The sequence below is a fragment of the Bacillus sp. C1 genome (genome assembly GCF_054570475.1).
Window position 1 is genome coordinate 333,955 of record NZ_JBTMZT010000002.1, and the last position, 24,659, is coordinate 358,613.

Here is a 24,659-nt window from a genome sequence, read left to right on the forward strand (position 1 = left end):
TTAGTTTTAAGATAGAGGTGCGTATAATTATCAGAAAAATGTTAATGTTTATTTGTAGAAGCAAGAGAACAAAGTAAATTAGGGGAAAACAAGTTTGCAGAAGAACTTATTGAAAGAGGAGAAAAAATTTGTGAGAAAGTAAATAACACAGAATATCAACATCGTTTTAAGATGTTAAAACTTTTAAATCAAAAAGTTTCTGCTTTAGAATTAGAAAAGGTTTTCCTGGAAGGGATTTCTTATTTTGAGAAAGAAGGTTTATGGGAATGTGTGCAATAGCATACTGAAAGGCTAGCAATTCAATTTCATCATGATAAAGTATATCAGAAGGCAAGTGAGTATTTTTATATGAGTTATGAGGTGAATGAGAAATTATCAGAAAAAGGAGCGTTAAAATGATGGGGAAATTTAAATTAGCAGTAGTAGGATTAGCTTTTGCTGGTATTGTTTCTTTAGGATTAAATTCTTTTATAGGATCACAACAAGCAGGAGAAGCGGATTTACCAGCACCTACAAGACCTGATTTAGCATACAACATTGGAGATACACCTGCGCCTATTGATAATAGAGGAGACGGAGGAGCACCTTCTAATCTTTATGGAGACTATCCAGCGCCTGCTTATAATAAAGGCGATGGCGGAGCACCTTCTAATCTTCATGGAGACTATCCAGCACCAAAAGAAATTAACTAAATTCAGAGCAAAACAAGAGGAACGTTTACCCTCACTAAAAGGCGTTCTTCTTTTTGATTTTTCTACAAATATACCACTCCTCAAAAATTTAAAATCTCTCAAAAAATAAATCCTCCCAAAAATAATTGACTTACTTTTCTTTTGTAACTATAATGATTACAAGTGATTGAAATAAAGTCTAATAGGGTAAGTGCATATATTTTTTTAATACAGTTGTAACTTATTAAGTTACAACTTTGGTGGCTATAAAATCCAAACAAAAAGTAAAAACTTATGATAAGTATATGTATTCATAGTTACAGTAACAGAAAGGAGACAATCAACTTGAAACGATTCAGGCTCTATATGATTAGCAGTTTGGCGCTTCTATTATTGGTCATTTGTTATATTGTTGAAAGACCAACAGCAAAAGTAGAAGAGGTAAAACATACGGTTGCAACAAAATGGAGTACGAAAGAAAAAATGGTAGACATAGATGGACAAACGATTTATTTTAAACAAATTGGTGAAGGAAAGCCGCCGCTGCTTATGCTACATGGTTTTGGTGGATCTTCTGATGGATTTCGTGATATTTATCCGGAACTTGCGAAAGATCATACGATTATTGCGGTTGATATTTTAGGGTTTGGTCGTTCTTCTAAGCCGGTTGATTTTCATTATGCTTTTCCAAATCAAGCAAATTTATATTATAAGTTAATGAAGAAGTTAGGTTATGATCAGTTTGCGGTGCTCGGTCATTCTATGGGGGGAGAGATTTCCCTTAATTTAACGTATTTATATCCTGGCGTGGTGACTCATCTTGTTTTGGCAGATGCGACAGGGATCGAATCTTTCCAGCAAAAAGAAAATTTTACAGATCCGAATGTATCGACGGATTTAAGTACGGTAGCTGCCATTACGGAATATCGTGAAAATGAAGTGAAAAATAGTCGTGATGATAAAGAACATTATCGTGAGCTGACGAAAATGAGAGAGCGCCGCATTGCGATGGATGCGAATGAAATCAAGGTGCCGACTTTAATCATTTGGGGCAGAAATGATAAAAGTGTTTCATGGAAAAATGGTGAAACGTATCATCAATTATTTAAAAATAGTACATTCCATATTATTGAAAACGGAAAGCATGCTCCGTTCCGTCAAGAGCCCGAAGAATTTATGGGATATGTGAAAGTATTTTTTGAGGAGCATGCTGCACTGAGTAATGAATAGAAGTGTTTCATCAATAGATTTGTTCTTTTAAAAGAGGTTCTGCCATTTGAGTAGAACCTTTTTATGTTGCGGGAAAATATTTCTCAACATTTTGTCTGTTGAAAAATATTGAATATTCGTCATAATACGAATATTATTTTTGTATCGACAAGAAAACAGATGATTCGCAAACATGGGGAGGAAATACGTTGAACAAGAAGATGAAATTAAAACCGTGGTCAGTATTAGCAACAGCGGCAGTATTAAGTAGTAGTTTTGCATTTGGCAGTCAAGCAGCATATGCTGAAACACCAGCATCCTTGCCAATTGATGAGCATGTAATTCCAGAGGAACGTTTGGCAGAAGCGTTAAAAGAACGAGGAGTCATTGATAAGTCTGCGTCACAAGCTGAGACAGCAAAAGCTGTTGAAAAGTATGTTGAGAAAAAGAAAGGGGAAAACCCTGGAAAAGAAATCATAACAGGAGACAGTTTAACGCAAGAAGCTTCTGATTTTATGAAAAAAGTAAAAGATGCAAAAATGAAGGAGAATGAACAGGCAGAGCAACCAGCAAAAGGACCGGTATCGGGACAAGCATCAGGGTTTAATCCTGGTAAGCTAAATGGAAAAGTTCCGACCGCGCCAGCAAAGCAAGAAGGGTATAATGGAGATGTTCGAAAAGATAAAGTGCTTGTTTTACTCGTAGAATTTAGCGATTTTAAACATAACAATATTGATCAAGAACCAGGATATATGTATTCTAAAGACTTTAATCGTGAGCATTATGAAAAGATGTTATTTGGCGATGAACCATTTACGCTTTTTGATGGATCCAAAATTAATACATTTAAGCAATATTATGAAGAACAATCAGGTGGTAGCTATACAGTTGATGGAACGGTAACGGAATGGTTAACTGTTCCAGGAAAAGCTTCTGATTATGGGGCAGATGCTGGTAGTGGTCATGATAATAAAGGACCTTTAGGACCACGTGATTTTGTGAAGGAAGCATTAAAAGCGGCAGTGGAAAAAGGGATAAACTTAGCTGATTTTGACCAATTTGATCAGTACGATCAAGATGGTGACGGTAATAAAAATGAGCCAGACGGCATTATTGACCATTTAATGGTTGTTCATGCAGGTGTAGGGCAAGAAGCTGGCGGCGGTAAGCTGAAAGATGATGCGATTTGGTCTCACCGTTCGAAACTTGGCACAAAACCATATGCGATTGATGGAACGAAAGCCTCTGTTCCGAATTGGGGCGGAAAGATGGCTGCATATGATTATACAATCGAACCGGAAGATGGAGCAACTGGTGTGTTTGCTCATGAGTACGGTCATGATTTAGGCTTACCAGATGAGTACGATACAAAATACACAGGACAAGGGGAACCAGTCGAGTCTTGGTCTCTTATGAGTGGAGGCAGTTGGTCTGGAAAAGTTGCAGGAACAGAACCAACAAGTTTCTCCCCGCAAAATAAAGAGTTCTTCCAAAAGAATATGGGCGGAAATTGGGCGAATATTGTAGAGGTAGATTATGATAAGCTTCGCAATGGAATCGGTGCAGCAACATATATCGATCAAAGTGTGACGAAATCAAAACGACCAGGGATTGTTCGCGTTAATTTACCTGACAAAGATATAAAAAATATCGAATCAGCATTTGGCAAGCAATTTTATTACAGTACAAAAGGAAATGACATTCATACAACACTTGAGACACCGGTATTTGATTTAACAAATGCAGCGAATGCGAAGTTTGATTATAAGACATTCTATGAACTTGAAGCGAAGTATGATTTCCTTGACGTACATGCGGTTACAGAAGATGGAACGAAGACGCGTATTGATAGAATTGGTGAAAAAGATGTAAAAGGTGGTATGGATACAACTGATGGTAAGTGGGTTGATAAATCATACGATTTAAGCCAGTTCAAAGGGAAGAAAGTAAAACTGCAATTTGAGTATGTAACAGACATTGCGGTAGCTTATAAAGGATTTGCGTTAGATAATGCAGCATTAACTGTAGATGGCAAAGTTGTGTTCTCTGATGATGCAGAAGGACAATCAGCAATGACGTTAAAAGGGTTTACTGTGTCTAACGGATTTGAACAGAAGAAACATAACTATTATGTAGAGTGGAGAAACTACGCTGGTTCTGACGAGGCATTAAAATATGCGCGTGGCCCAGTATTTAATACGGGGATGGTTGTATGGTATGCAGATCAAAGCTTTACAGATAACTGGGTAGGCGTTCATCCAGGTGAAGGATTCCTAGGTGTAGTAGATTCTCATCCAGATGCAATTGTAGGGACGTTAAACGGAAAACCGACTGTGAAGAGCAGTACGCGTTATCAAATTGCTGATGCTGCATTTTCATTTGATCAAACACCTGCGTGGAAAGTAGAATCAGCAACTCGCGGCACTTTTGATTATAAAGGCTTACCAGGGGTTGCGAAATTTGATGATTCGAAGCAATATATGAACAGTATCATTCCGGATGCAGGACGTAAATTGCCGAAACTAGGATTAAAGTTCGAAGTAGTAGGTCAAGCTGAAGATAAATCTGCAGGTGCAGTTTGGATTCATCGATAAAATAAAAGTGAAACGAGAAGCAGTACTCTTAATGGGTACTGCTTTCGTAATTTGAAAAGGAATGTATGGAAAAAAGTCATAACCTTGTCCTTCCTCTCATACAGTGAAACTAACAAGGCTTGTCTTAGGAAAGGAAGGAAATAAAGTGGAAACTTTACCATGGTGGATTTATCTTATCATTATTGGGATTGTCGTAAGTGGCTACATGGTTTTATATACTTCGAAAAAAGAGCAAGAGATGGATAATGAGTTTATTGAAAAAGAAGGCGAAGTATATATGAAGCGTTTAGAAGAGGAAAGAGAACGACGCCATCAAGAGAAGGATAAGGATTCTGTGTTGCTTTAGTAATAGTATAACGTGAATTTCTTGTTTTTTATTCTAAAATGTCACAATGAAACCTGTATACACTGTATACAGGTTTCTTCTATTCCACTAATAGGGGTCACCATACATGCCCGTCAACTTAAGGATTTTATAACGCCCCAAAAACAAAAAATTGTACATTTTCATCTGGAGATGTCAATTTTCTTGTTTCGGGGTATTTGCTTTTCTTAGCTTGATTGTGATAGGGTCTTCCCCCTATTAAGTAGACAATAAGAAAAAGACTAAGTTATCAGTGTGTTTCGATATTCAATCGGGGCACACTGGTTTGATTTTTTTGTAAATTTGGAACAAATTTATTACTTAGATTGTCTATTAAGTGTAATCCTAAAAATATAGTCGAACAGTATAATGGAGTGATTTCTGCTAAAAGTAATGTGATAAGAACAATATTTGAAGTTAGGTTACCTAAAGAAAAGAGTTCAAAAATTTAATAAAAATTTAAAGCTTACCCTACTTTTTATTTTAATAGTTCCTTCTATCCTATACGTATATATGTACAATTCTCCCACTACACTAGTATAGTGGCCTTTATTAACAGTAAAATCTACAATTTACAAGGAGAAGACTTTATGAGTAAGAGAATAAAAGAATTAGATTCCATACGAGGGTTAGCGGCTATTACAGTGTTAATTGGACATTTTTGTTTAATATTACCATCATTGCCTAATTCTATTAAATTTTCCCCGCTTCGTTTCTTATGGGCTGGTGGAGAAGCTGTAATCGTTTTTTATGTACTCAGTGGTTTTGTGTTATCTATGGCACTTTATCACTCAAAAACAAATTATTGGGGATATTTAATTAAGCGATTTGTACGAATATATCTCCCTTATTATTTCTGGATATTCATCACTTTCGCTTTATTTATTTTATTTTCGCCGTATGACGTAACAGGACTACGGGATTGGTTCTATGATAGGTGGCAAGGGTCTATAACAAAATTAGATATTATCAATCACTTTGTGCTTCTTAATAACTTTTTTACGGAAAATTATAATCCAGTTATCTGGTCATTGGCTCAAGAAATGCGTATATCTATTGTGTTTCCCTTGCTATTCCTTCTTTTTTATAAACAGAGCTGGAAGAAAACGATACTCTTTGCTATGGTTTTTTCTTTAATTAGTATTTTTCTTAATATGTTGCATATTGGGAAAGCTGAGGGCTTTTATAATGGTTATGCCGATACACTGCACTTCACATCTATGTTTATGGTTGGAATGTTACTTTTTAAGCATCTGGAAAAACTTATCTACCTATATAGGAATATGGGAAAATTAAAAAGAAGACTTCTTATTGCATTAGGGATTATTCTATATGTATATTCCATTTTGGTTTATGGGTTTGCTCGTAATGATACTACTTTCTTATTGAAAGATTGGGGTGTCGTAATTGGCGTTAGTATACTGATTATAATGGCTATGAGTAACCTGAAAATAAAAGCCACCTTAAATAAGAGTGTATTTGTATACTTAGGAGAAATTTCATATAGTATCTATTTGTGTCATTTTCCAATCATGATGGTACTATTTAAACTTTTGTATGCAAAGATACCTATTCTGTTCCTTCTTATCTTATGTATAACTATGACAATACTTTGTTCTATATTTTCGTATCATTTAATTGAAAAGAAGTGTATTAATTGGGCGAAACAAAGAACAACAAAGTTTCAAAAAAAAGTGTAATACTTGAAGGAATCTTATTTCTTTAGTAATTATAAGAATATTACCGGTTCCTGAGTATATTAGGAATCGGTCAATTCTGAATTCTGTATGTAAACATACTAAAATTGAACAAATTTTTAATTTTATACTTAACCCCAAAACTCCTTTTATGAAAGAGGATCTTCGTAATGTTTATTCAGACATAGCCGAAAATACAATTAGTAAGACGTTAGCTCACTTGCAGTTGCTGAACTTGTTAATGAAACAAATTCTCTTTATAAGAAAATTTATAAGCATTTTATATTTACCATAGAAGAAGCGCAAAATTCAGTTGATTTTCTGATGAAAAAACCAAATTATTTTCCAGGAGGGTACCATCCAGTGAATGAACAGGTTGACTCAAACATTACAATAGGAAAACCAAAATCTATAGTTAGACTGAATATGAAGATGGGGACGCTGGTCAAATCGTTATCGAACAATCAGAAGTCCTTGGAGCGAAAGCTGATCCTTGAAATAGAAAAAGTTAAGAGTAAGAACTAAAGTTTGTAAAAGGTATGGAGAGGCCGTGTGGGAACCAAGTGACCTTTGGTAAGTCCAGTAATAGTAATGTAACAGGAATGAAGGTGATTGTTCCTGCAAAAAATGGAAAGAGTGCATATCAAATAGTAATCATCGTTAGTATTTTAAACAAAGCTGAGCTAGACTCCTGTTTTTCGACGTACAATGAATTACAACAATTACTAACCATTGCATAAAATTTAACTGTATTTGACTCAACTTTTTATCTGTTAAGAAACCTTGCAACAGAACCGATAAAATATACATTATTCTAAAGAGGTGTAAAATGAATTTTATTAATGAACGAGAAAAGAAATTTACTAAACGACAAATTATACTATTTATATTAATAATAGGATATTATTCCCTTTTAATAATAGCTACCACATTTGGTCGTTCAGCTGAGAATATCTTTGTAAGAACAATTGATTTCGATGTACTGAGCCAGTATCAACAAGCATGGAATCAATTTTCATTTAATTCTTTTTTTCATATCATTGTTAATATAGGTATGCTGTTTCCGCTAGGGATTTTATTACCTTTATTTAGTGAAGTTTTTTTAAAAGCAAAATGGATGTTAATCAGTTCAATTACAACATCTTTATTTATTGAAACTCTTCAATTTATAACACTTCGTGGAAGTGCAGAACTAGACGATTTACTTCATAATACCATAGGAATGATGCTAGGGTATTGTATATTAAATATAGTTCTTATTTTTTTTAAAAAAAAGGAATCACACACAAAAATAGTCAAATATTTAATCTTACCCACTGCAGTAAGCTTCGTCGCACTTGGAATAATTATTTCGTATCAAATGAAGGAATTTGGTAATATGCCATTTGATCCTTATGGAAAAACAGATATGTCTCATGTCACTATAAAAGCATCACTGGAGTTAAGTAATGAAGGTAAAAAAATGCCTGTTTACGATTCCAAAGGTCAAAAAGTGCGAGACGTCGAAATTATTTCTCCAAAAGAAGCATTTCAAAAACTGAAACAAGGAGACATTTATCCTATGGGACCGTTCGGAGCGGGTGAAGAATTTGAAGGTGAGACATTAGTCATTACAGAGTATAATTTAGAGTACGCCACTGACACAAAAGGTTTTTCTCAACCTGTATATATTTTTCGCGTACAGTTAAAAGATAATGACGTAGTTCTTACGGTTCCACCTATTTCCGCAAGGTAATAATTTGAATTTTCTTGTTTTTGTATATGATCCCCAGGACTGACGTCAATATTAGTTTTTTTCTTATATGGCCTCACCATACATGCCCATTAACTTAAGAATTTTCATATCCCCACAAGTACAAAAAATCGTTATTCTTTCTTAGGGGTCACCATACATGCACATCAAGTTAAGAATTTTCACTCCCCCTAAGTACAAAAAAATGTTATTCTTTCTAAACAATCTATGAAAAAAGCAACCTTTTTTAAGAAAGGTTGCTGCATACTGTTGCAAAACAAATCCGTCAAGTGAAGTTACTAATAGATTTTCACAGTTACTGTTTGCCACTAAGATTGTATATAAATCCATTTTAATTTTTCAGCATATAAGTCACTGCTAGGAAGAACAAAACTTGACCGCTAGTTGCTTTCTACCTTTTTTAAAACTTGCACATGACAGGAAAAGGGCTTTTATGTCTTTTTTTAATTTGTATTTATATAGAAGGAGAATGACTACTTTGTAATAAATAAACCTACTAAAACTATTCATTAGCAGGTTTGTTTATTATTTTAATATTAGGTTATTTTTCCTTTAATAAACGAATAAATGCCGCATCTTCTTGCGGTTCACAAACAGTTAATATATCAAATACTCCATACATAATTTCTAATCGCTGTCTCGTCCATTGTAGTCTCCCTTTCACCTATTTACTGTTACTGTCATATAATGACTTTAATACAAATATAATAAATAGACTTAGTATACTTAATAATGGTCTATCAACAATTAAAAAGAATCCCCCTACTGTTAACATAATTATTAATTGTAGCATATACAGTTTACTACCATCTCACACACTTATTGCATATCGTTGATTGCAATAAATCCAAAATAAATACCTGCAAATACTAATATACCTACACCCATTAACAATATCGTTTTCTTAGGACTATAATCGTCTCCCTTTTCTGCTTTCTCTTTCTTAATATAAAATACAAGTGCGATAATTGAAATGATAATAAGTAACATGATTCCTGTCTCCTTTTTAATGTTTAAGGTCTGTTGCTCCAACATAAGCCAAAAATATCATCATTAATATACAACCGATGTAAAAATAGTTAATATCACCTCGTCTTTGTTTATATTTATCTATCCAAATAATAATACACTTAATTTCCAAATTAAAGAAGTCACTTATAAAAACTTTACTTTCTATTAAGGGCACCTTACATGCCCATCAATTCAAGAGATTTTAATACTCTCAAATACAAAAAAACGTTATTCCTTCTAATCTAGCTTGTTTAGAAAGAATAACGTTTTTTTGTTTTGGGGTAACTAGTTCTTTTAGCTTGATGGGCATGGGGTCACCATATCATTTCGGGAAAATTGTATGTTTAGACACAACTTGGACACAAATCAACCGATTCTCTGTACGTTAAGAAGAAGGAGCTCTTTCGCTTTTGAGAAAGAGAATAATAATAAAGTTAAATATGTACAGCAAAAAAAGATGATTTCATTCTAAAATTTCCTAATGAAACATATATGGTATAGAAGGTTCCTGTTCTTCCTGTCGTACCTGTGAAAAATAGAGATAATATTTATACGTACGATAAATGGGGCTCTATTTTTATTATTTTTGTGCGCATCATACATTTGAAAAAGGTGATAAGTATGCATATTGTAAATGCAAATGTTTTATTTGTTCAATCTGGTATCCCTTTTTATTATCCATTACTAGAAATGTCTATATATAATGCTCTTAAGAAAGTAGTACAAGCCGTCACAATGGTTTCTAGTCAAGAGGCTATAAAAACAGCAATTGAAACAAAACCGGATTTTATTCTGGTTCTACATGGCTTACATCCAGATTTTAATTCTGTCATTCCTATGTTAAAGGATTATGGTTATAGAACAGGAATATGGTTAACAGATGATCCTTATTGTTCCGATTTTACACAACACATTGTGTCTCATTATGACTATGTATTTACACAAGATTCTGGAATCATTGGTTTTTATAAGGAATTGGGATGTAATCATGTATTTCATGTCCCTTTAGCATCAGATTCAAGTATATACAAACCGAATCTTGAGCTCGTCTCCTATAAGTACGATATAAGCTTTTTAGGTACCGCATTTGAAAATCGCTTGTCTTTTATTGATTCAGTTGCTGACTATTTAAAGCAAAAAAACACATGTATTGTAGGCTATGGTTGGGAGAAATTAAAGCATTATGAATTATTAAAAGATAAAATCAAATTAATGCCATTAGGAATATATGAAGAGAGTTTAAAGTATTATACATCTTCTAAAATTAATATAAATATGCATCGTTCCACACAGGATCAAACATTAAATTGTAACTCTTTACAAATTGAAGCATACTCCGTTAATAATCGTACATTTGAAATTGCAAATTCACATGCCTTTCAATTGACGGATGTCAGGTCTGATCTTGAAAAACATTACATGCTAGGTACGGAAATAGAAATATTTCATTCTCCTACAGAGTTCATGAAGAAATCAGAGTATTATTTAGTGCACGAAAAAGAACGATTACAAATTGCAACGAATGCATATAAGAGAACATTACGGGAACATACTTATGATCATCGTGTACGTCAGTTATTGGATAATATTTTTATATAAGGTGGAGGGATATAGGGTGTCAAATCTTAATGCAATAAACATTACAACCGCACAAGCTCGTATTCCGCATTTTCAAGAAGATTTTCCTTTGATTCTATTCTGGAGTCAAAAAAGTGGATGCACTTCTTTAGCTTTATGGTTTTTTTATCAAATTAATTTACTCGAAACAGCATTAAAAAACCGGTCAGAGTTAGAGTATATCCATAATTACGAATACACAATATATAAAGCACATCCAACGTATCAAACGCAGTTGAGTACTGCATTACAAGCTAAACAAAAAGATACCTATAAATTAGTTAGAAATCCTTATAAGAGAGCCGTTAGTTCTTTTATTTTCTTTATTCCTTTCTTTGAAATTCAACATCCACATTGGAGGCCTATCAAAAAGTTTCTTTATAAAAACGAAAACAGTGATAAAGGATTTTCCTTTAAACAATTTCTTTATTATCTTCAGCATAGTAAAAAAAATAATATAGATGTTGATCCTCACTATGCCCAGCAATATATACCTGGAGAAGAACAATTCGTAACTAATTATATTTACCTGGAGAAGTTTAACATGACAATTCGCGCATTAGAAATGAAATATAACCTTCAACATTCCCCTTTACACACGCTTGTAAAATCAAAGCATCATCAATCTGATAAAATGTTATATGAAGGGAATTATGCAGACGTAGATATAACAGATCCTTTATTTCCTAAATTCCCAACGTATAAAAGTTTTTATGATAAAGAAACTTTAGAACTGGTTCAATCTATATTCCATCAAGATTTTAAAACATACAAGTATCCGAGTACTTTTTGAAATTGATTTGAAAATATTTTCACACCCGGTGGATGCAACTTTATGACACTTGTTATAAGGTTGCATTTTTTACGAGGAAATCACATGTGCACTTTTAAATAAAATATGGACTGTTTCATACAATGCGGTAAGTAAGGAAATAAAAATTTCTTCTACTAGCTGTTCTTTTCGCCTAAATTGTGTACTATAAAGGAAAAGAGACGAAAAGAAGGGGATTTATTGAATGGAATTTCATGAACAAAGGATTTTGCCAGCTGTTCGACAAATTAAGGATTTAGAAAAGTTACTACATAGTTCTTATGAGTATATTGTTATTTTAGACATTCATATCGGGCAATTGAAGAGTGTGGTTCAACTTGCTAAGCAGCATTGTAAAAAAGTATTTCTACATGTCGATTTGATTCACGGTTTGCAAAGTGACGGGCATGCGACAGAGTTTTTATGTCAAGAGTATAAGCCGTATGGATTATTGTCGACAAAGGCGAGTGTAATTATGAAAGCGAAGCAAAAGGGTGTTGTAGCGATTCAACGCATCTTTTTAATTGATTCTAGTGCGATGGAAAAAAGTTGTAATCTGTTAGAGAAGACAAGACCAGATTATATCGAAGTACTTCCAGGGGCTTTAATAGGTGTAATTGCCGAAGTGAAAGAACGGACGGGCGTACCGATTTTAGCAGGTGGATTTATTCGTACAGTTGAGGATGTTGAAAGAGCGTTAGGGGCTGGTGCGACAGCGATTACAACGTCGAAAAAGGAACTATGGAAACATTTCCAAAAGTAGTGTCGAAAATGTGAAAAAATCTTGTTGACACCGCTTTCATTTGCGGTTAACATTATAGACAAGTTAATAAACGTGACGGAGAAAAGTAGAGATCCACATTTTATTGTTTCTATATTATTATATAGAAGCATGTAGGCTGTGGATCTTTTTCTTTTGAAAAAAACGAATGGCCATTCATTTTCTCTCTATCACACCGTAAGCGTTTAATTTGATTGTGGAGGGATTTTATGTCAGCATTTTTAGGAGAATTAATAGGGACAGCGTTGTTAATCGTTCTTGGTGGCGGCGTTTGTGCTGGTGTAAGCTTAAAGAAGTCATTTGCAAATAACTCTGGATGGATTGTTATTACAATGGGCTGGGGTTTAGCAGTTGCTGTTGCAGCATATGCAGTTGGATCAATTAGTGGGGCACATTTAAATCCGGCAGTAACACTTGGACTAGCATTTAAGGGAGCGTTCCCATGGAGCGATGTACCAGGATATATCGTAGCGCAAATGATTGGGGCAATTATCGGAGCAATTATTGTATATTTACATTACTTACCTCATTGGAAAGAAACAGAAGACGCAGGCGCAAAATTAGGTGTTTTTGCAACAGGACCAGCAATTCCGAACACATTTGCAAACCTTTTAAGTGAAATGATTGGAACATTCGTTTTAGTATTTGGTATATTAGCAATTGGTGCAAATAAATTTGCAGATGGTTTAAATCCATTCATCGTAGGTTTTTTAATCGTAAGTATCGGTTTATCATTAGGTGGAACAACAGGGTACGCAATTAACCCGGCTCGTGATTTAGGACCTCGTATTGCTCACTTCTTCTTACCGATTCCGGGTAAAGGTGGTTCAAACTGGAAATATGCATGGATTCCAGTAGTAGGACCGATTTTAGGTGGATCACTTGCAGGTTTATTCCATCAAGTAGTGTTTGAAGGAGAACAAAATGTAGCACTTATTTATGTAATAATTGCAACTGTGATTGTACTAGCAATCTCTTATATGACAAGCAAAAAGAGCGGAAGTAATACAAATAGTAGAAAAGTAGCATAAGGGGGAACCGATTATGAAAAAATATATTCTTTCATTAGACCAAGGAACAACAAGTTCGCGTGCAATCCTTTTTAATAAAGAAGGTAAAATTGTTCATTCAGCTCAAAAAGAGTTTACGCAGCATTTTCCAAAGCCAGGCTGGGTAGAACATAACGCACAAGAAATTTGGGGATCAATTTTAGCTGTTATTGCAACATGCTTAAGCGAAGCAGATGTAAAACCAGAGCAAATCGCTGGTATCGGTATTACAAACCAACGTGAAACAGCGGTTGTATGGGATAAAGCAACTGGTAAACCAATTTATAACGCGATTGTATGGCAATCGCGTCAAACAGCTGATATTTGTGACGATTTAAAAGAAAAAGGTTACAGCGAAATGGTTCGCGAAAAAACAGGCCTTTTAATTGACGCATATTTCTCTGGTACGAAAGTAAAATGGATTTTAGATAACGTTGAAGGTGCAAGAGAAAAAGCAGAACGTGGAGAGTTATTATTCGGAACAATTGATACATGGCTTGTATGGAAATTATCTGGTGGTAAAGCGCACGTAACAGACTACTCAAACGCATCACGTACATTAATGTTTAATATTCATGACTTACAATGGGATGATGAGCTGTTAGACATGTTAACAGTACCAAAGAGCATGCTTCCAGAAGTACGTCCATCATCTGAAGTATACGGTCATACAATCGATTATCATTTCTACGGTCAAAGTGTACCAATCGCTGGTGTAGCAGGTGATCAACAAGCAGCATTATTCGGACAAGCTTGCTTCGGTGAAGGTATGGCGAAAAACACATACGGAACTGGTTGTTTCATGTTAATGAATACAGGTGAAAAGGCAGTTGCGTCTCAGCATGGTTTATTAACAACCATTGCATGGGGTTTAAACGGGAAAGTTGAATACGCACTTGAAGGAAGTATTTTCGTAGCAGGTTCAGCAATCCAGTGGTTACGTGACGGAATGCGCATGTTCAAGGATGCAAGTGAGAGTGAAGAATACGCGTCTCGCGTTGAATCAACAGATGGTGTTTACGTTGTTCCAGCATTCGTAGGACTTGGCACACCATATTGGGATAGTGAAGTACGCGGAGCGGTATTTGGCGTAACGCGCGGAACAACGAAAGAACACTTTATTCGTGCAACGCTAGAATCATTAGCATACCAAGCGAAAGATGTATTATGTGCAATGGAAGCTGATTCAGGTATTGAACTGAAAACATTACGTGTTGACGGAGGCGCAGTTAAGAATAACTTCTTAATGCAGTTCCAAAGTGATATGCTAAATGTTCCTGTAGAGCGTCCTATAATCAATGAAACAACAGCTTTAGGTGCGGCATATTTAGCTGGTCTTGCGGTTGGATATTGGGAGAACCAAGACGAAATTAAAGCGCAGTGGAATATGGATAAAAGCTTTACACCAGCGATGGAAGCGAAAACAAGTGAAGAGCTATACGCTGGATGGAAAAAAGCGATTGAAGCAACAAAAGCTTTTAAATAATCATAAACAGTGTTATAATGATAATAAGTTAATAATTCGGTAGGAGATATGGAGAGACCACAACACGCTATAGAAGCGAATTCTATAGCGGAGTTTGTGGTCTCTTTTTTCGTATAATAGGGAGGAATTACCATGAAATTTTCAAGTAAACAACGTAAAGACGTATTAAATGGAGTAAATAAACAAGAGTTAGATGTGATCGTAATTGGTGGAGGTATTACTGGTTCTGGTATTGCATTAGATGGAGCAACACGCGGCTTATCAACAATTGTATTTGAAATGCAAGACTTTGCAGCAGGGACATCAAGTCGTTCAACGAAACTTGTACACGGTGGTTTACGTTATTTAAAACAACTTGAAGTGAAAATGGTAGCAGAGGTTGGGAAAGAGCGTGCGATCGTATATGAGAACGGTCCCCATGTAACAACTCCGGAGTGGATGTTACTTCCGTTCCATAAAGGCGGTACGTTTGGTTCATTCAGTACATCAATCGGTCTTCGCGTATATGACTTCTTAGCAGGAGTAAAACGAAGTGAACGTAGAAAAATGTTTAGTCGCGAAGAAACACTGAAGAAAGAACCGCTTGTAAAACAAGACGGATTAAACGGCGGTGGTTACTACGTAGAATATCGTACAGATGATGCACGTTTAACAATTGAAGTAATGAAAGAAGCAATTGAACATGGTGCAAAAGCTGTTAACTACGCAAAAGTAGACGGATTCTTATATAAAGATGGAAAAGTATGTGGCGTGCGCGTAATTGACTTATTAGATGGTGAAGTATACGAAGTGTACGGTAAGAAAATTGTAAACGCAGCTGGACCTTGGGTAGATACATTACGTGAAAAAGATAATTCGAAAAAAGGAAAGGTATTACAATTATCTAAAGGTGTTCACTTAGTTATCGATCAGAAACGTTTCCCACTAGGGCAAGCTATTTATTTTGATACACCAGACAAACGTATGGTGTTCGCGATTCCACGCGGCGGGAAAACATATGTAGGTACAACGGATACGTTCTATGATAAAGACGCGGCGGTACCACAAATGACAACAGAAGATCGCACATATATCATTAATGCAATTAACTATATGTTCCCAAGCGTAAAAATTACAGAAAAAGATATTGAATCAAGCTGGGCTGGTGTGCGTCCATTAATTTACGAAGAAGGTAAGAGCGCATCTGAAATTTCTCGTAAAGATGAAATTTGGACTTCTGAATCGGGATTAATTACAATCGCTGGTGGTAAGTTGACAGGATACCGTAAAATGGCGGAAATGGTAGTAGATTATGTAACGACGTTATTACAAAAAGAAGGACACAGTGCATATCCGAAAAGCGAAACAAAGCATATGCCAATCTCTGGTGGCCATGTAGGTGGTTCTAACGGATTATCAACGTTTATTTCGAAAAAAGCTGGAGAGGGAACAAAATACGGCTTAACAACAGGGCAAGCAGAAGAATTTGCGAAATTCTATGGTTCTAACGTTGATATTCTCTTCAACTTAGCAAAAGAGCTAAAAGCAGATGCGAAAGAGTATAATATGCCGTTAGACGTACTTGTACCGCTCGTATACGCGATGGACTATGAAATGACAGCAAAACCAGTTGACTTCTTCGTACGCCGTAGAGGAGCTGTATTCTTCAACATCCACTGGGTATATGAGTGGAAAGAAGCAGTGATTGCATATATGGCAGCAAAATTAGGCTGGAGTAAAGAAGAGCAAATGAAATATACAGCTGAATTAGAAAAAGCATTAACAGACGCTGTTGTGCCTGTAGATCAGCAGAAGCAAGCGGCTGCGTTAGCGTAAGCGATTAGCAATAAAAAAGCGCCTAGAGGGAAGAAGACACCCTCTAAGCGCTTTTTTTAGGTTATATATTTGAAGTGGAGCTCATTTTTTATATTGTTTTATGTTTTTTTTGCTACGATAACATACGGATAAAGAGGGAGACTATTTATTACAGAATTCATATAGTGAGCTTTTTATTTGTATCATTTTGAAATATTTCTTCAATCTTTAGCGTTTGAAAAAACGCCGATGAAATTTCATTTGCTATTTTAGGCGCCACGTATTTCCTTTCTCCATAACTAGAAAAAGCTGTCAAGGTTTCCTGACAGCTTTTTTTAATTACATTATTTTGTCTCTTTTTCAGCTTTTGGAGTTTCAAAGACATCTTTTAAATCTTTATCTTCAATCTTCACATCAGCTTTTTTAATTTCTTTTTCTTGCAGTTCAAGCATGAACTGAGGGTCTGCCATTTTCTTTTCAACTAATGCTTTTTTAATGTTATCTTTTTCTTTATCGAATGATTTTTGTTCTTTAATATCAGTTACTTTAATGATGTGGTAGCCATATTGTGTTTTTACAGGATCACTTACTTCATCTTTTTTCAATTTATATGCAGCATCTGTAAATTCTTTTACCATTTTATCAGCTGCGAAGTAGCCAAGATCTCCGCCTTTTTCTTTTGAGCCTGGGTCTTCAGAGTATTGTTTCGCTACATCTTCAAAAGATTTACCTTGATTAAGTTCTTCTTTAACTTTTTTCGCAGTTTCTTCATCTTTTACAAGAATATGGCTTGCCTTAATTTCAGGTTTGTTGTTTTCTTTTAATTCTTTTTCAGTAATACTGCTTTCAATCGCCTTTTGCATAGCTAATTCAGCGCGAACGCTCTCTTTAAATGATTTCTCTGTAAAGCCTTGTTGTTTAAGAGCTGCGTCAAATTGATCGCCAAGTTGCTTTTTGTATTCGTCAACTTTTTTGTCAACTTCTTTATCATCGACTTTATGGTTTTTAACAAGTACTTGTTCTAGTACCATACCACGTAAAACTTGTTTACCAGCTTTGTCTTTCATTTGTTTATAAAAGTCTTCTTTTGAAATGTCACCAGCTTTAGATGTTACAATTTTATCAGCTGATCCACATGCCGATAAGGCAAGTACACTTGTTGCTGCTAATGCAAGCATAGCTTTTTTCATTCAATAAACACTCCTACTATTATGTATTTTTAATTCATCCTACGCAAATGAACAATTTCTCATGTAAGGTTATGTTTGTTCACGAGAGCCCAACATAAGCCTACAAAGCTTAACAGGGCTTACCGAGGCTAAGGATGAAATTTAGCTGAGGGTAATTTTATTCTATAGTATAAGCAATATGTACAAAAATTAATATACCATATTTCGACGTCTTTTCCTATTGATAAAGAAAAATTAGCCATTTGCTTATAAAGATTGTCAGATTAAGAAGAGAGTAGCACACTTGGGCGCATGTGCATATAAAGGAAGTAGAAGAAGGGGGATGGGCGAATGAATGTATCACATATTATTTTATTACTTGTACTGTTTATTTTATTAGTTATTATAGGTATAATTTGCTTATAGAGGAAAAAGTGAGGAAGGGGCTTTCCTTCCTCACTTTCCATGAAATATAATTTCTATATAACTAGAAATTAATAGAATCGTAATACATACATTAATTACTCGAAAAGCGTTCGTTTGACGGCTTTCGGATAGTTGCTTTCTCATGCAGAGTGTGTGCGTGAGGAAATTCGTGTAAAATAGAACGATAAGTGCAAATGTGACAAAAACTATTTCTATAAGAGTCACGAGGAGAAACCTCCTTTTGGCAAAAATACATATACTTTCATATATTGTATCATACGATATTTTGTTCGTGTTATAAAATTCAGAAATAGCAGGCGATGCGTTAGAAAGTGAGGGAGAAAATGGACGTTGTAAAGCGACTAGAGCAAGCTGAATATTATGTAGAATTACTTTTTCAAATGATCGATGAAGATAAGTGTCCATTTTATTCTTTAATTATAAAGAAAAAAGCACGTAAAAAGGATATTGAACGTATACTTAATCTTTGTGAACAATTAAACGAACAATACATAGCAGAGAAACAAGAGGGTTTACTGTTATTTGATGCTCTTTTGGAACAATTTGAAAAAGCGCTTCCACATCAGCTCGAAGTAAACGAGACAGCAGGAGCGCTATATAGACAAGGTTTATTTCAACCAGTTATGCAAGAATTTTTACGCATGACAGTGAAGAAATAATCGGTATTATTTTTTCACTAGTTTTTGATCATGCTCTGTAAAGTTTTCCTCAATATTTTCTAATGATTTCTCAAAAATATCGATAAAATCTTGTCCATAAATATTTCTTAAAATCGCGATTAATTCGATATTTTCTGGGAATTTCCCATAAAAATTACGAAGAGCAAGAGCTCCATTAAAGACAGAATTATTCTCAGGGTCATACTCCTCCATTAATTGCAGCAGCAATTCTTCCCCTTTTTCTGTAATTTCAATGTACGTATTTCGCTTATCATCTTCTTTTTTTGAGAATATAAGATAGCCGCGCTCTTCAAGTTTCTTAGAAAAGTTAAATGCAGTTGATACGTGCATCACACCAAACTTTGCGATCTCAGAAATAGAAGCCCCTTTTAAATGATAAGCAATCGATAAAATGTGATGTTCGTTAATATTTAAATCATATGGTTTAATCCACTGTTGCCAATCTTTTTCTACACATTTCCATAATGCTTTTGATAATTGAGCAATGCGTTGGCTGAAAATCATTGCTTCTTTTACCGAATAATCTTTTTCTCCGCTTTTCATATACTCACCCACTTTTACATTCTTATTCATTAGTATCTATTATGCCAGTAAAATAAAAATTAATAAAGTCTTTTTGTGAGAATTGTGAAAATTTTTCGGAAAAATCATATTCTTGTACAAATCATGCATACTTGCGGGAACGCTTTAGATGTCACAACTATAAGAAGTATCTTCACAAAGTAGAGGATAACATATATTGTAAATGCATAAAAACACGACATATCTATGTGATATGTCGCGTTAGGAGAAATATTTATAAAACATATTTGTTATATGCAAAAACTAAGAATGATACATTGTTTATGCTTTTTCTGGAACTGCTTGTTGCAGTTTTTCAATTGATTTTTGAATGTCTAAAATTTCTTGTTCAATATGACGTTTATTGTGAGAAATATCTTGTTTCCATGTAGAAAGTGTATCTTGCATATCAACTTTCAATCCTTGAAACGCTTCTTTGCCTTCTACAGCTGTTTCAACAATTTGACGTTTTAATAACTTCGTATCAGCAGTAATATCAGCTAACGTCTTTTTCATGTCATTTCCTTTTTCTTTTAGTTTCGTACGCATATCTTTACCAGAAGAAGGAGTGGAAAAAAGAACAGCTAGCCCAGCGACAGCTCCGCCGCAAATTAAACCTGTTACAAAAGATTTAGCCTTTGACATAGAAGGAAACCTCCTTATTTTTTGTTCCTATTCATGATGTACAAAACGATGCATATGCTTAAGACAAGGGGGGAGAAAAGTTGAAACTCATGACAACAATTTGTTTTATCGTAAGTCTTTTCTTTCTTGTACGTGCAATGCATTTACTGTTATTTGTAAAACAAAAAAGATCGTATCCACCAGCATTTTGGGTTAAGAAACAAGCCATGCAATATATTTCTTTTGGAGGAGTAGGCTTGTTATGTACAATCTTGTTTTATATGCTAGGTTAATGTTTTACCTATGAATAACAAGATATGTTTTGTTATTTATTTATTTTACACTATTTGCAATCGTACTTGCGATGTTTTGCAAATTTTCCGTCGTGTATTCATTTTGGTGTGATTTCCAAACGGCACCAAAACCATCGTTTTCACCGTAGCGTGGAATTAAATGAAGATGGAAGTGAAATACTGTTTGTCCAGCTTTTTCACCGTTGTTATTTAATAAATTAAAGCCGACTGGGTTAAATTCAGATTTAATCGCATTTGAGATTTTAGGAACGACAGAAAAAATATGGGATGCAATTTCTGGCGTTAAGGCAAAAATATCTTGTTTATGTACCTTTGGAATGACAAGTGTATGTCCTTTTGTCACTTGGCTAATATCTAAAAATGCAAGCACATGTTCATCTTCATATACTTTCGAACAAGGGATTTGCCCTTCAATAATTTTACAAAAAATACAATTATCCGCTGTATGATTCATTGTTATCATCCTTTCAAGTAGTCTTAGCCGTATTTTACCATACTTACATAAGAGAACAAACACGAAAAACAGGAAGCTGACTCAGCTTCCTGTTTTCTGAAGAGGGATTGAAAAAGCATTTTTATAATTTACCTTTCGCAGACACCTCATTTATTTAGGAAATATGTGATCGTTCGGCTCGTGTTCTGCCGTAGACACCCCATTTACAATGAAATGATAATCCTTTATGAAATGAACTTGTTTATTTTATAAAACAGTATATTCTCTCCTCGAGACACCCCGTTTCTAAAATAAAACAAACTATCTGGTTTCGTGTAAATTTTCTTTGTCCATTATGGACACCCCATTTCATGATGATTTCGCTAAGCTATATTCATCAATTTGGTGGTTGCTTTTTCAATAGTTTCCTTCTTCACTCATTATGATGTCCCGTTTTACAGAAGATATGTAAAGAAATTAATTTTTTTTTGAAGAAATTTAGGTACTATGTAGTATCGGTTATTTTTTGATAAGATGAAGGTATACATTTTAATGGAATATAAGCAAATGAATATAATGAAGAAAGTGGTGTCATATGGGACAGTTATTACGTGTGGAAAATGTCACAGGAGGATATACGAAGCGGCCAGTGCTGCAAGACGTTTCCTTTTCTGTGAATCAAGGTGAACTTGTTGGCTTAATCGGATTAAATGGGGCTGGTAAAAGTACAACGATCAAACATATTATTGGTTTAATGGAGCCGAAAAAAGGCAGTGTTACAATTAACGGGAAAACAATTCGAGAAGATATGACCGCATATCGCTCTAGTTTTTCTTTCATTCCAGAAACACCTGTATTATATGACGAATTAACATTAGAAGAACATTTAAAGTTAACAGCGATGGCATATGGTTTAGATGAGAAACAATATGAAGAACGGGTTCAGCAACTATTAAAAGAATTTCGCATGACGAATCGTCTAAAATGGTTCCCGGCTCATTTTTCAAAAGGTATGAAGCAGAAAGTGATGATTATGAGTGCGTTTCTTGTTGAACCATCGCTTTATATTGTTGATGAGCCTTTCGTTGGACTCGATCCATTAGCGATTCAATCACTACTTCAAATGATGGACAAAATGAAAAAGAGCGGTGCTGGCATTTTAATGAGTACGCATATTTTAGCGACGGCAGAACGCTATTGTGATTCCTTTATTATTTTACATCAAGGCGAAATTCGTGCGAAAGGAACACTCTCTGCGTTGCAGTCAGAGTTTAATATGCCATCTGCGACGCTAGATGATATTTATATTGCGTTAACAAAGGAAGAAGATTATGAATAGCAGAGCATTATGGAAAGAACGATTCAAATATTTCTTAAAAGAAGTTCGTACATATAGTAAGTATGTTTTTAACGATCATTTAAAGTTTATTTTCGTGTTTATCATTGGGGCCGGTGCGTATTATTACCAGCAATGGCTGCAAATATTAACACCGTCATTTCCAGCCGCACTTGTAATGGCAGTGTTACTTGGGCTTGTATTAACGACAGGGTCTGTGCAAACGTTATTAAAGGAAGCGGACCTTGTGTATTTGCTTCCCGTTGAAAAAAAATTAAAACCATACTTTACAAAAGCATTTCTCTTTACGTTTATGATTCAGTTATATGTAATCGCGATTGTATCTGCTGCGCTTGCTCCGCTATATTTCCAGCAGATGAATGAATCAGGCGGGACGTACATATGGATTGTGGTCGCACTTGTTTTCGTGAAAGCTTGGAATTTATTCGTAACGTGGGAAAAATCATTTTTAACAGATCAAAGTATGCAACGCGCGGATTGGTTTATTCGCTTTATATGTAACGGTTTATTTGTGTATTTTCTTGTAGAGCGCACATCAGTTATGTACATAGGGGGAATCCTCTTTGTAATGGTGATATACCTTGCCTTCATGCATCAAAAAGTAAAAGGAAAACCGTTAAACTGGGAATACTTAATTGCAGAAGAAAGTAAGAAAATGATGTTTTTATACCGCATTGCCAATATGTTTGTCGATGTACCGGCATTAAAAGAGAGAGTATCACGCCGAAAATGGCTTGATTTTGTACTTTCGATGATTGGTGAAAAACGTACATATTTATATTTGTATACACGAACATTTTTAAGATCAGGCAATTACTTCGGTTTATACATACGCTTACTTGCGATTGGCGGGGTCATTCTTTACTTTATTCCGTTTTTATACGGGCGCTTCATTGTAAGTATCGTATTCTTATACTTAATTGGTTATCAACTACTAAGCCTTTGGAAACACCATCGTTTAAAACTGTGGCTTGATTTATATCCCGTAACCGCTGAAGAAAAGAAAAAGGATTTTCTGAAACTATTAAATGCAATTTTATGCACTGGGAGCATTGTCTTTACAATCATATTTGCGGTAGCAACAAAAGATATCATCATGACTTGTATTGTATTTGCTGTTAGCGTTGTCTTTAGTATCGGTTTTGTATATCAATACGGTGCAAAGCGTATCGAACGTTTAAACTGAAAGGAATGAACTTATGACGGATTATGAAGAGAAAGTCATAGAAGAATTACAGCAGTGGAAACAGACAATCATGAAAAATTCTTCTGTGATGACGAGGTTTTCGAAAAAGGTACAAATAAAAATGCAACAACTCATTCCAGAAAAAGTACAACGTATCTTAACAGAAACGATAAAAAAGATGGTGCAAGGCATTAGCATCGGATCGAACTTTATCAAACCAAGGCTAAAAGAAACAGATTGGTCCTTGCAAAGAAGAGATGAAGAAGTGTTAAAGAAAATGGATGAGTACAAAAAAATTGCGGCAGCAGAAGGTGCTGGAACAGGAGCGGGTGGTTTTCTATTAGGACTTGCTGATTTCCCGCTGCTGCTCAGCATTAAAATTAAATTTTTATTTGATGCAGCGACTATGTATGGATTCGATACGAGCAAAGAAGAAGAGCGGCTCTTTATCCTGCACGTCTTTCAGCTTGCTTTTTCAAGTGACGACCATCGCAAGGAAGTATGGAAAGCAATCGAAACGTGGGATACAGAAACAGACAATCATATGGACTGGGAGAAATTCCAGCAAGAGTATCGAGATTATATTGATTTAGCGAAGATGCTCCAGCTTGTTCCGGTGATCGGTGCTCCCGTCGGCGCGTATGCGAATTATCAATTATTGCAACGGCTCGGCGAGGTGACGATGAATTGCTATCGTTTGCGCTTTCTTCAGCAGAAGGGGCTGCATCTATAAGAGATAAAACTTTTCTTTTATTTGTCAAATTTACTATACTTATAAGCTACACCCATAATAGCAAAGACTGTTTGTTCTCACATGTGTGAGATTTTCGGCCATTCTACTGTAAGAGATAGAACAGGCGGATTAGAACCTTTGTTATTTCTTGGGTGTTTTTTTTCATGGCTTGATATAACAGAGGTACATAATCTCGAATCATCCTAAGTGCTTTGTATTCGTCTAATTCTCTTTGCGTCTTTTGCAAAAGTAATTGGCATATTTCGAACAATATAAGTCGATACATCATCACTTTTCCATCATGAATTAAGCGTGTAT

General features: G+C 35.0%; 25 protein-coding genes and 3 pseudogenes. 20 read left to right on the forward strand and 8 right to left on the reverse strand.

Features of this window, described 5'->3' with window-relative positions; genetic code table 11:
- Positions 1 to 398: 398 nt before the first annotated feature.
- From ACX5JI_RS08210 to ACX5JI_RS08245, 8 genes and pseudogenes are all read left to right on the forward strand, one after another.
- Positions 399 to 692: a Phr family secreted Rap phosphatase inhibitor gene (locus tag ACX5JI_RS08210; protein ID WP_459500597.1), complete on the forward strand. Its 294-nt coding sequence runs from the start codon at positions 399 to 401 to the stop codon at positions 690 to 692.
- A gap of 324 nt (positions 693 to 1,016) precedes the next feature.
- Positions 1,017 to 1,901, forward strand: coding sequence for an alpha/beta fold hydrolase (locus ACX5JI_RS08215; RefSeq protein WP_459500598.1), 885 nt, complete (start codon positions 1,017 to 1,019; stop codon positions 1,899 to 1,901).
- Between the two features lie 188 nt (positions 1,902 to 2,089).
- Positions 2,090 to 4,474, forward strand: coding sequence for an immune inhibitor A domain-containing protein (locus ACX5JI_RS08220; protein ID WP_459500599.1), 2,385 nt, complete (start codon positions 2,090 to 2,092; stop codon positions 4,472 to 4,474).
- 145 nt (positions 4,475 to 4,619) lie between these two features.
- Positions 4,620 to 4,820: a sporulation YhaL family protein gene (locus tag ACX5JI_RS08225; protein WP_459500600.1), complete on the forward strand. Its 201-nt coding sequence runs from the start codon at positions 4,620 to 4,622 to the stop codon at positions 4,818 to 4,820.
- A 560-nt stretch (positions 4,821 to 5,380) separates the two neighbouring features.
- Positions 5,381 to 6,538: an acyltransferase family protein gene (locus ACX5JI_RS08230; protein WP_459500601.1), complete on the forward strand. Its 1,158-nt coding sequence runs from the start codon at positions 5,381 to 5,383 to the stop codon at positions 6,536 to 6,538.
- Between the two features lie 76 nt (positions 6,539 to 6,614).
- Positions 6,615 to 6,830: pseudogene (locus ACX5JI_RS08235) on the forward strand (hypothetical protein); the annotation flags it as partial.
- Between the two features lie 268 nt (positions 6,831 to 7,098).
- Complete coding sequence (locus ACX5JI_RS08240; protein WP_459500602.1) at positions 7,099 to 7,275, forward strand: hypothetical protein; 177 nt, start codon at positions 7,099 to 7,101, stop codon at positions 7,273 to 7,275.
- Positions 7,276 to 7,364: 89 nt separating this feature from the next.
- The gene (locus ACX5JI_RS08245) at positions 7,365 to 8,270 is read left to right on the forward strand and encodes a VanZ family protein (RefSeq protein WP_459500603.1); all 906 of its coding nucleotides are present in this window, start codon (positions 7,365 to 7,367) and stop codon (positions 8,268 to 8,270) included.
- 559 nt (positions 8,271 to 8,829) lie between these two features.
- Here ACX5JI_RS08245 and ACX5JI_RS08250 read toward each other — a convergent pair.
- Together ACX5JI_RS08250 and ACX5JI_RS08255 are read right to left on the reverse strand one after the other, a co-directional pair.
- Positions 8,830 to 8,952 (reverse strand): PH domain-containing protein, encoded by a 123-nt coding sequence (locus ACX5JI_RS08250; RefSeq protein ID WP_459500604.1) that lies wholly within the window; start codon positions 8,950 to 8,952, stop codon positions 8,830 to 8,832.
- Positions 8,953 to 9,107: 155 nt separating this feature from the next.
- On the reverse strand, positions 9,108 to 9,278 hold the full coding sequence (locus ACX5JI_RS08255; protein ID WP_459500605.1) for a hypothetical protein: 171 nt from the start codon (positions 9,276 to 9,278) through the stop codon (positions 9,108 to 9,110).
- A gap of 642 nt (positions 9,279 to 9,920) precedes the next feature.
- Here ACX5JI_RS08255 and ACX5JI_RS08260 point away from each other — a divergent pair.
- The 6 genes from ACX5JI_RS08260 to glpD all read left to right on the forward strand — a co-directional run bounded on the left by ACX5JI_RS08260 (position 9,921) and on the right by glpD (position 16,858).
- The gene (locus ACX5JI_RS08260) at positions 9,921 to 10,898 is read left to right on the forward strand and encodes a CgeB family protein (protein WP_459500606.1); all 978 of its coding nucleotides are present in this window, start codon (positions 9,921 to 9,923) and stop codon (positions 10,896 to 10,898) included.
- A gap of 16 nt (positions 10,899 to 10,914) precedes the next feature.
- Entirely contained in the window at positions 10,915 to 11,709 is a 795-nt protein-coding gene (locus ACX5JI_RS08265) for a sulfotransferase family 2 domain-containing protein (RefSeq protein ID WP_459500607.1), read from the forward strand.
- A 223-nt stretch (positions 11,710 to 11,932) separates the two neighbouring features.
- Complete coding sequence (locus ACX5JI_RS08270; protein ID WP_459500608.1) at positions 11,933 to 12,490, forward strand: glycerol-3-phosphate responsive antiterminator; 558 nt, start codon at positions 11,933 to 11,935, stop codon at positions 12,488 to 12,490.
- A gap of 227 nt (positions 12,491 to 12,717) precedes the next feature.
- A complete protein-coding gene (glpF, locus tag ACX5JI_RS08275) occupies positions 12,718 to 13,539 on the forward strand; it encodes a glycerol uptake facilitator protein GlpF (RefSeq protein WP_459500609.1) in 822 nt (273 codons plus the stop codon).
- 13 nt (positions 13,540 to 13,552) lie between these two features.
- Positions 13,553 to 15,043: a glycerol kinase GlpK gene (gene glpK, locus ACX5JI_RS08280; RefSeq protein ID WP_459500610.1), complete on the forward strand. Its 1,491-nt coding sequence runs from the start codon at positions 13,553 to 13,555 to the stop codon at positions 15,041 to 15,043.
- A 132-nt stretch (positions 15,044 to 15,175) separates the two neighbouring features.
- The gene (gene glpD, locus ACX5JI_RS08285; protein WP_459500611.1) at positions 15,176 to 16,858 is read left to right on the forward strand and encodes an aerobic glycerol-3-phosphate dehydrogenase; all 1,683 of its coding nucleotides are present in this window, start codon (positions 15,176 to 15,178) and stop codon (positions 16,856 to 16,858) included.
- Between the two features lie 323 nt (positions 16,859 to 17,181).
- Here glpD and prsA read toward each other — a convergent pair whose 3' ends face one another.
- Positions 17,182 to 18,027 carry a peptidylprolyl isomerase PrsA gene (gene prsA / locus ACX5JI_RS08290; protein ID WP_459500612.1) on the reverse strand — a complete coding sequence of 282 codons (846 nt, stop codon included), beginning with the start codon at positions 18,025 to 18,027 and terminating at the stop codon, positions 17,182 to 17,184.
- A 293-nt stretch (positions 18,028 to 18,320) separates the two neighbouring features.
- Between prsA and ACX5JI_RS08295 the strand changes: the two are divergent.
- Positions 18,321 to 18,432 (forward strand): annotated as a pseudogene (locus ACX5JI_RS08295) (YjcZ family sporulation protein).
- Between the two features lie 30 nt (positions 18,433 to 18,462).
- Here ACX5JI_RS08295 and ACX5JI_RS08300 read toward each other — a convergent pair.
- Positions 18,463 to 18,657 carry a hypothetical protein gene (locus tag ACX5JI_RS08300; protein ID WP_459500613.1) on the reverse strand — a complete coding sequence of 65 codons (195 nt, stop codon included), beginning with the start codon at positions 18,655 to 18,657 and terminating at the stop codon, positions 18,463 to 18,465.
- Between the two features lie 119 nt (positions 18,658 to 18,776).
- Between ACX5JI_RS08300 and ACX5JI_RS08305 the strand changes: the two genes are divergently transcribed.
- Positions 18,777 to 19,112, forward strand: a complete 336-nt coding sequence (locus ACX5JI_RS08305; RefSeq protein WP_459500614.1) for a DUF1878 family protein — start codon at positions 18,777 to 18,779, stop codon at positions 19,110 to 19,112.
- A gap of 6 nt (positions 19,113 to 19,118) precedes the next feature.
- Here ACX5JI_RS08305 and ACX5JI_RS08310 read toward each other — a convergent pair whose 3' ends face one another.
- Positions 19,119 to 19,676 (reverse strand): HTH-type transcriptional regulator Hpr, encoded by a 558-nt coding sequence (locus ACX5JI_RS08310; RefSeq protein ID WP_459500615.1) that lies wholly within the window; start codon positions 19,674 to 19,676, stop codon positions 19,119 to 19,121.
- 300 nt (positions 19,677 to 19,976) lie between these two features.
- Entirely contained in the window at positions 19,977 to 20,339 is a 363-nt protein-coding gene (locus ACX5JI_RS08315; protein WP_459500616.1) for a YtxH domain-containing protein, read from the reverse strand.
- A gap of 89 nt (positions 20,340 to 20,428) precedes the next feature.
- Here ACX5JI_RS08315 and yhzF point away from each other — a divergent pair, with 89 nt between their 5' ends.
- Positions 20,429 to 20,611: a membrane protein YhzF gene (gene yhzF / locus ACX5JI_RS08320; RefSeq protein ID WP_459501056.1), complete on the forward strand. Its 183-nt coding sequence runs from the start codon at positions 20,429 to 20,431 to the stop codon at positions 20,609 to 20,611.
- 40 nt (positions 20,612 to 20,651) lie between these two features.
- Here yhzF and ACX5JI_RS08325 read toward each other — a convergent pair whose 3' ends face one another.
- Positions 20,652 to 21,086: an HIT family protein gene (locus ACX5JI_RS08325; protein ID WP_003195737.1), complete on the reverse strand. Its 435-nt coding sequence runs from the start codon at positions 21,084 to 21,086 to the stop codon at positions 20,652 to 20,654.
- Positions 21,087 to 21,660: 574 nt separating this feature from the next.
- Here ACX5JI_RS08325 and ACX5JI_RS08330 point away from each other — a divergent pair.
- The 3 genes from ACX5JI_RS08330 to ACX5JI_RS08340 are packed head-to-tail and all read left to right on the forward strand — an operon-like array spanning position 21,661 to position 24,341.
- Positions 21,661 to 22,404 (forward strand): ABC transporter ATP-binding protein, encoded by a 744-nt coding sequence (locus ACX5JI_RS08330; protein ID WP_459500617.1) that lies wholly within the window; start codon positions 21,661 to 21,663, stop codon positions 22,402 to 22,404.
- Positions 22,397 to 23,608: an ABC transporter permease gene (locus ACX5JI_RS08335; protein WP_459500618.1), complete on the forward strand. Its 1,212-nt coding sequence runs from the start codon at positions 22,397 to 22,399 to the stop codon at positions 23,606 to 23,608. Before ACX5JI_RS08330 ends, ACX5JI_RS08335 begins: the two co-directional genes overlap by 8 nt.
- A gap of 13 nt (positions 23,609 to 23,621) precedes the next feature.
- Complete coding sequence (locus tag ACX5JI_RS08340; protein WP_459500619.1) at positions 23,622 to 24,341, forward strand: EcsC family protein; 720 nt, start codon at positions 23,622 to 23,624, stop codon at positions 24,339 to 24,341.
- A gap of 17 nt (positions 24,342 to 24,358) precedes the next feature.
- Here the strand turns inward: ACX5JI_RS08340 and ACX5JI_RS08345 are convergent.
- Positions 24,359 to 24,609, reverse strand: a pseudogene (locus ACX5JI_RS08345) (IS4 family transposase); the annotation flags it as partial.
- Positions 24,610 to 24,659 lie beyond the last annotated feature (50 nt).

What these genes read in the sequence shown, in the direction of transcription:
- ACX5JI_RS08325 (WP_003195737.1), bottom strand. Translation starts at nt 21,086, where the DNA reads ATGAATCATACAGCGGATAATTGTATTTTTTGTAAAATTATTGAAGGG.
- prsA (WP_459500612.1), bottom strand. Translation starts at nt 18,027, where the DNA reads ATGAAAAAAGCTATGCTTGCATTAGCAGCAACAAGTGTACTTGCCTTA.
- ACX5JI_RS08245 (WP_459500603.1), top strand. Translation starts at nt 7,365, where the DNA reads ATGAATTTTATTAATGAACGAGAAAAGAAATTTACTAAACGACAAATT.
- ACX5JI_RS08310 (WP_459500615.1), bottom strand. Translation starts at nt 19,676, where the DNA reads ATGAAAAGCGGAGAAAAAGATTATTCGGTAAAAGAAGCAATGATTTTC.
- glpD (WP_459500611.1), top strand. Translation starts at nt 15,176, where the DNA reads ATGAAATTTTCAAGTAAACAACGTAAAGACGTATTAAATGGAGTAAAT.
- ACX5JI_RS08255 (WP_459500605.1), bottom strand. Translation starts at nt 9,278, where the DNA reads ATGTTACTTATTATCATTTCAATTATCGCACTTGTATTTTATATTAAG.
- ACX5JI_RS08270 (WP_459500608.1), top strand. Translation starts at nt 11,933, where the DNA reads ATGGAATTTCATGAACAAAGGATTTTGCCAGCTGTTCGACAAATTAAG.
- glpF (WP_459500609.1), top strand. Translation starts at nt 12,718, where the DNA reads ATGTCAGCATTTTTAGGAGAATTAATAGGGACAGCGTTGTTAATCGTT.
- ACX5JI_RS08210 (WP_459500597.1), top strand. Translation starts at nt 399, where the DNA reads ATGGGGAAATTTAAATTAGCAGTAGTAGGATTAGCTTTTGCTGGTATT.
- ACX5JI_RS08315 (WP_459500616.1), bottom strand. Translation starts at nt 20,339, where the DNA reads ATGTCAAAGGCTAAATCTTTTGTAACAGGTTTAATTTGCGGCGGAGCT.
- ACX5JI_RS08330 (WP_459500617.1), top strand. Translation starts at nt 21,661, where the DNA reads ATGGGACAGTTATTACGTGTGGAAAATGTCACAGGAGGATATACGAAG.
- glpK (WP_459500610.1), top strand. Translation starts at nt 13,553, where the DNA reads ATGAAAAAATATATTCTTTCATTAGACCAAGGAACAACAAGTTCGCGT.
- ACX5JI_RS08305 (WP_459500614.1), top strand. Translation starts at nt 18,777, where the DNA reads ATGGACGTTGTAAAGCGACTAGAGCAAGCTGAATATTATGTAGAATTA.
- yhzF (WP_459501056.1), top strand. Translation starts at nt 20,429, where the DNA reads ATGACAACAATTTGTTTTATCGTAAGTCTTTTCTTTCTTGTACGTGCA.
- ACX5JI_RS08260 (WP_459500606.1), top strand. Translation starts at nt 9,921, where the DNA reads ATGCATATTGTAAATGCAAATGTTTTATTTGTTCAATCTGGTATCCCT.
- ACX5JI_RS08340 (WP_459500619.1), top strand. Translation starts at nt 23,622, where the DNA reads ATGACGGATTATGAAGAGAAAGTCATAGAAGAATTACAGCAGTGGAAA.
- ACX5JI_RS08335 (WP_459500618.1), top strand. Translation starts at nt 22,397, where the DNA reads ATGAATAGCAGAGCATTATGGAAAGAACGATTCAAATATTTCTTAAAA.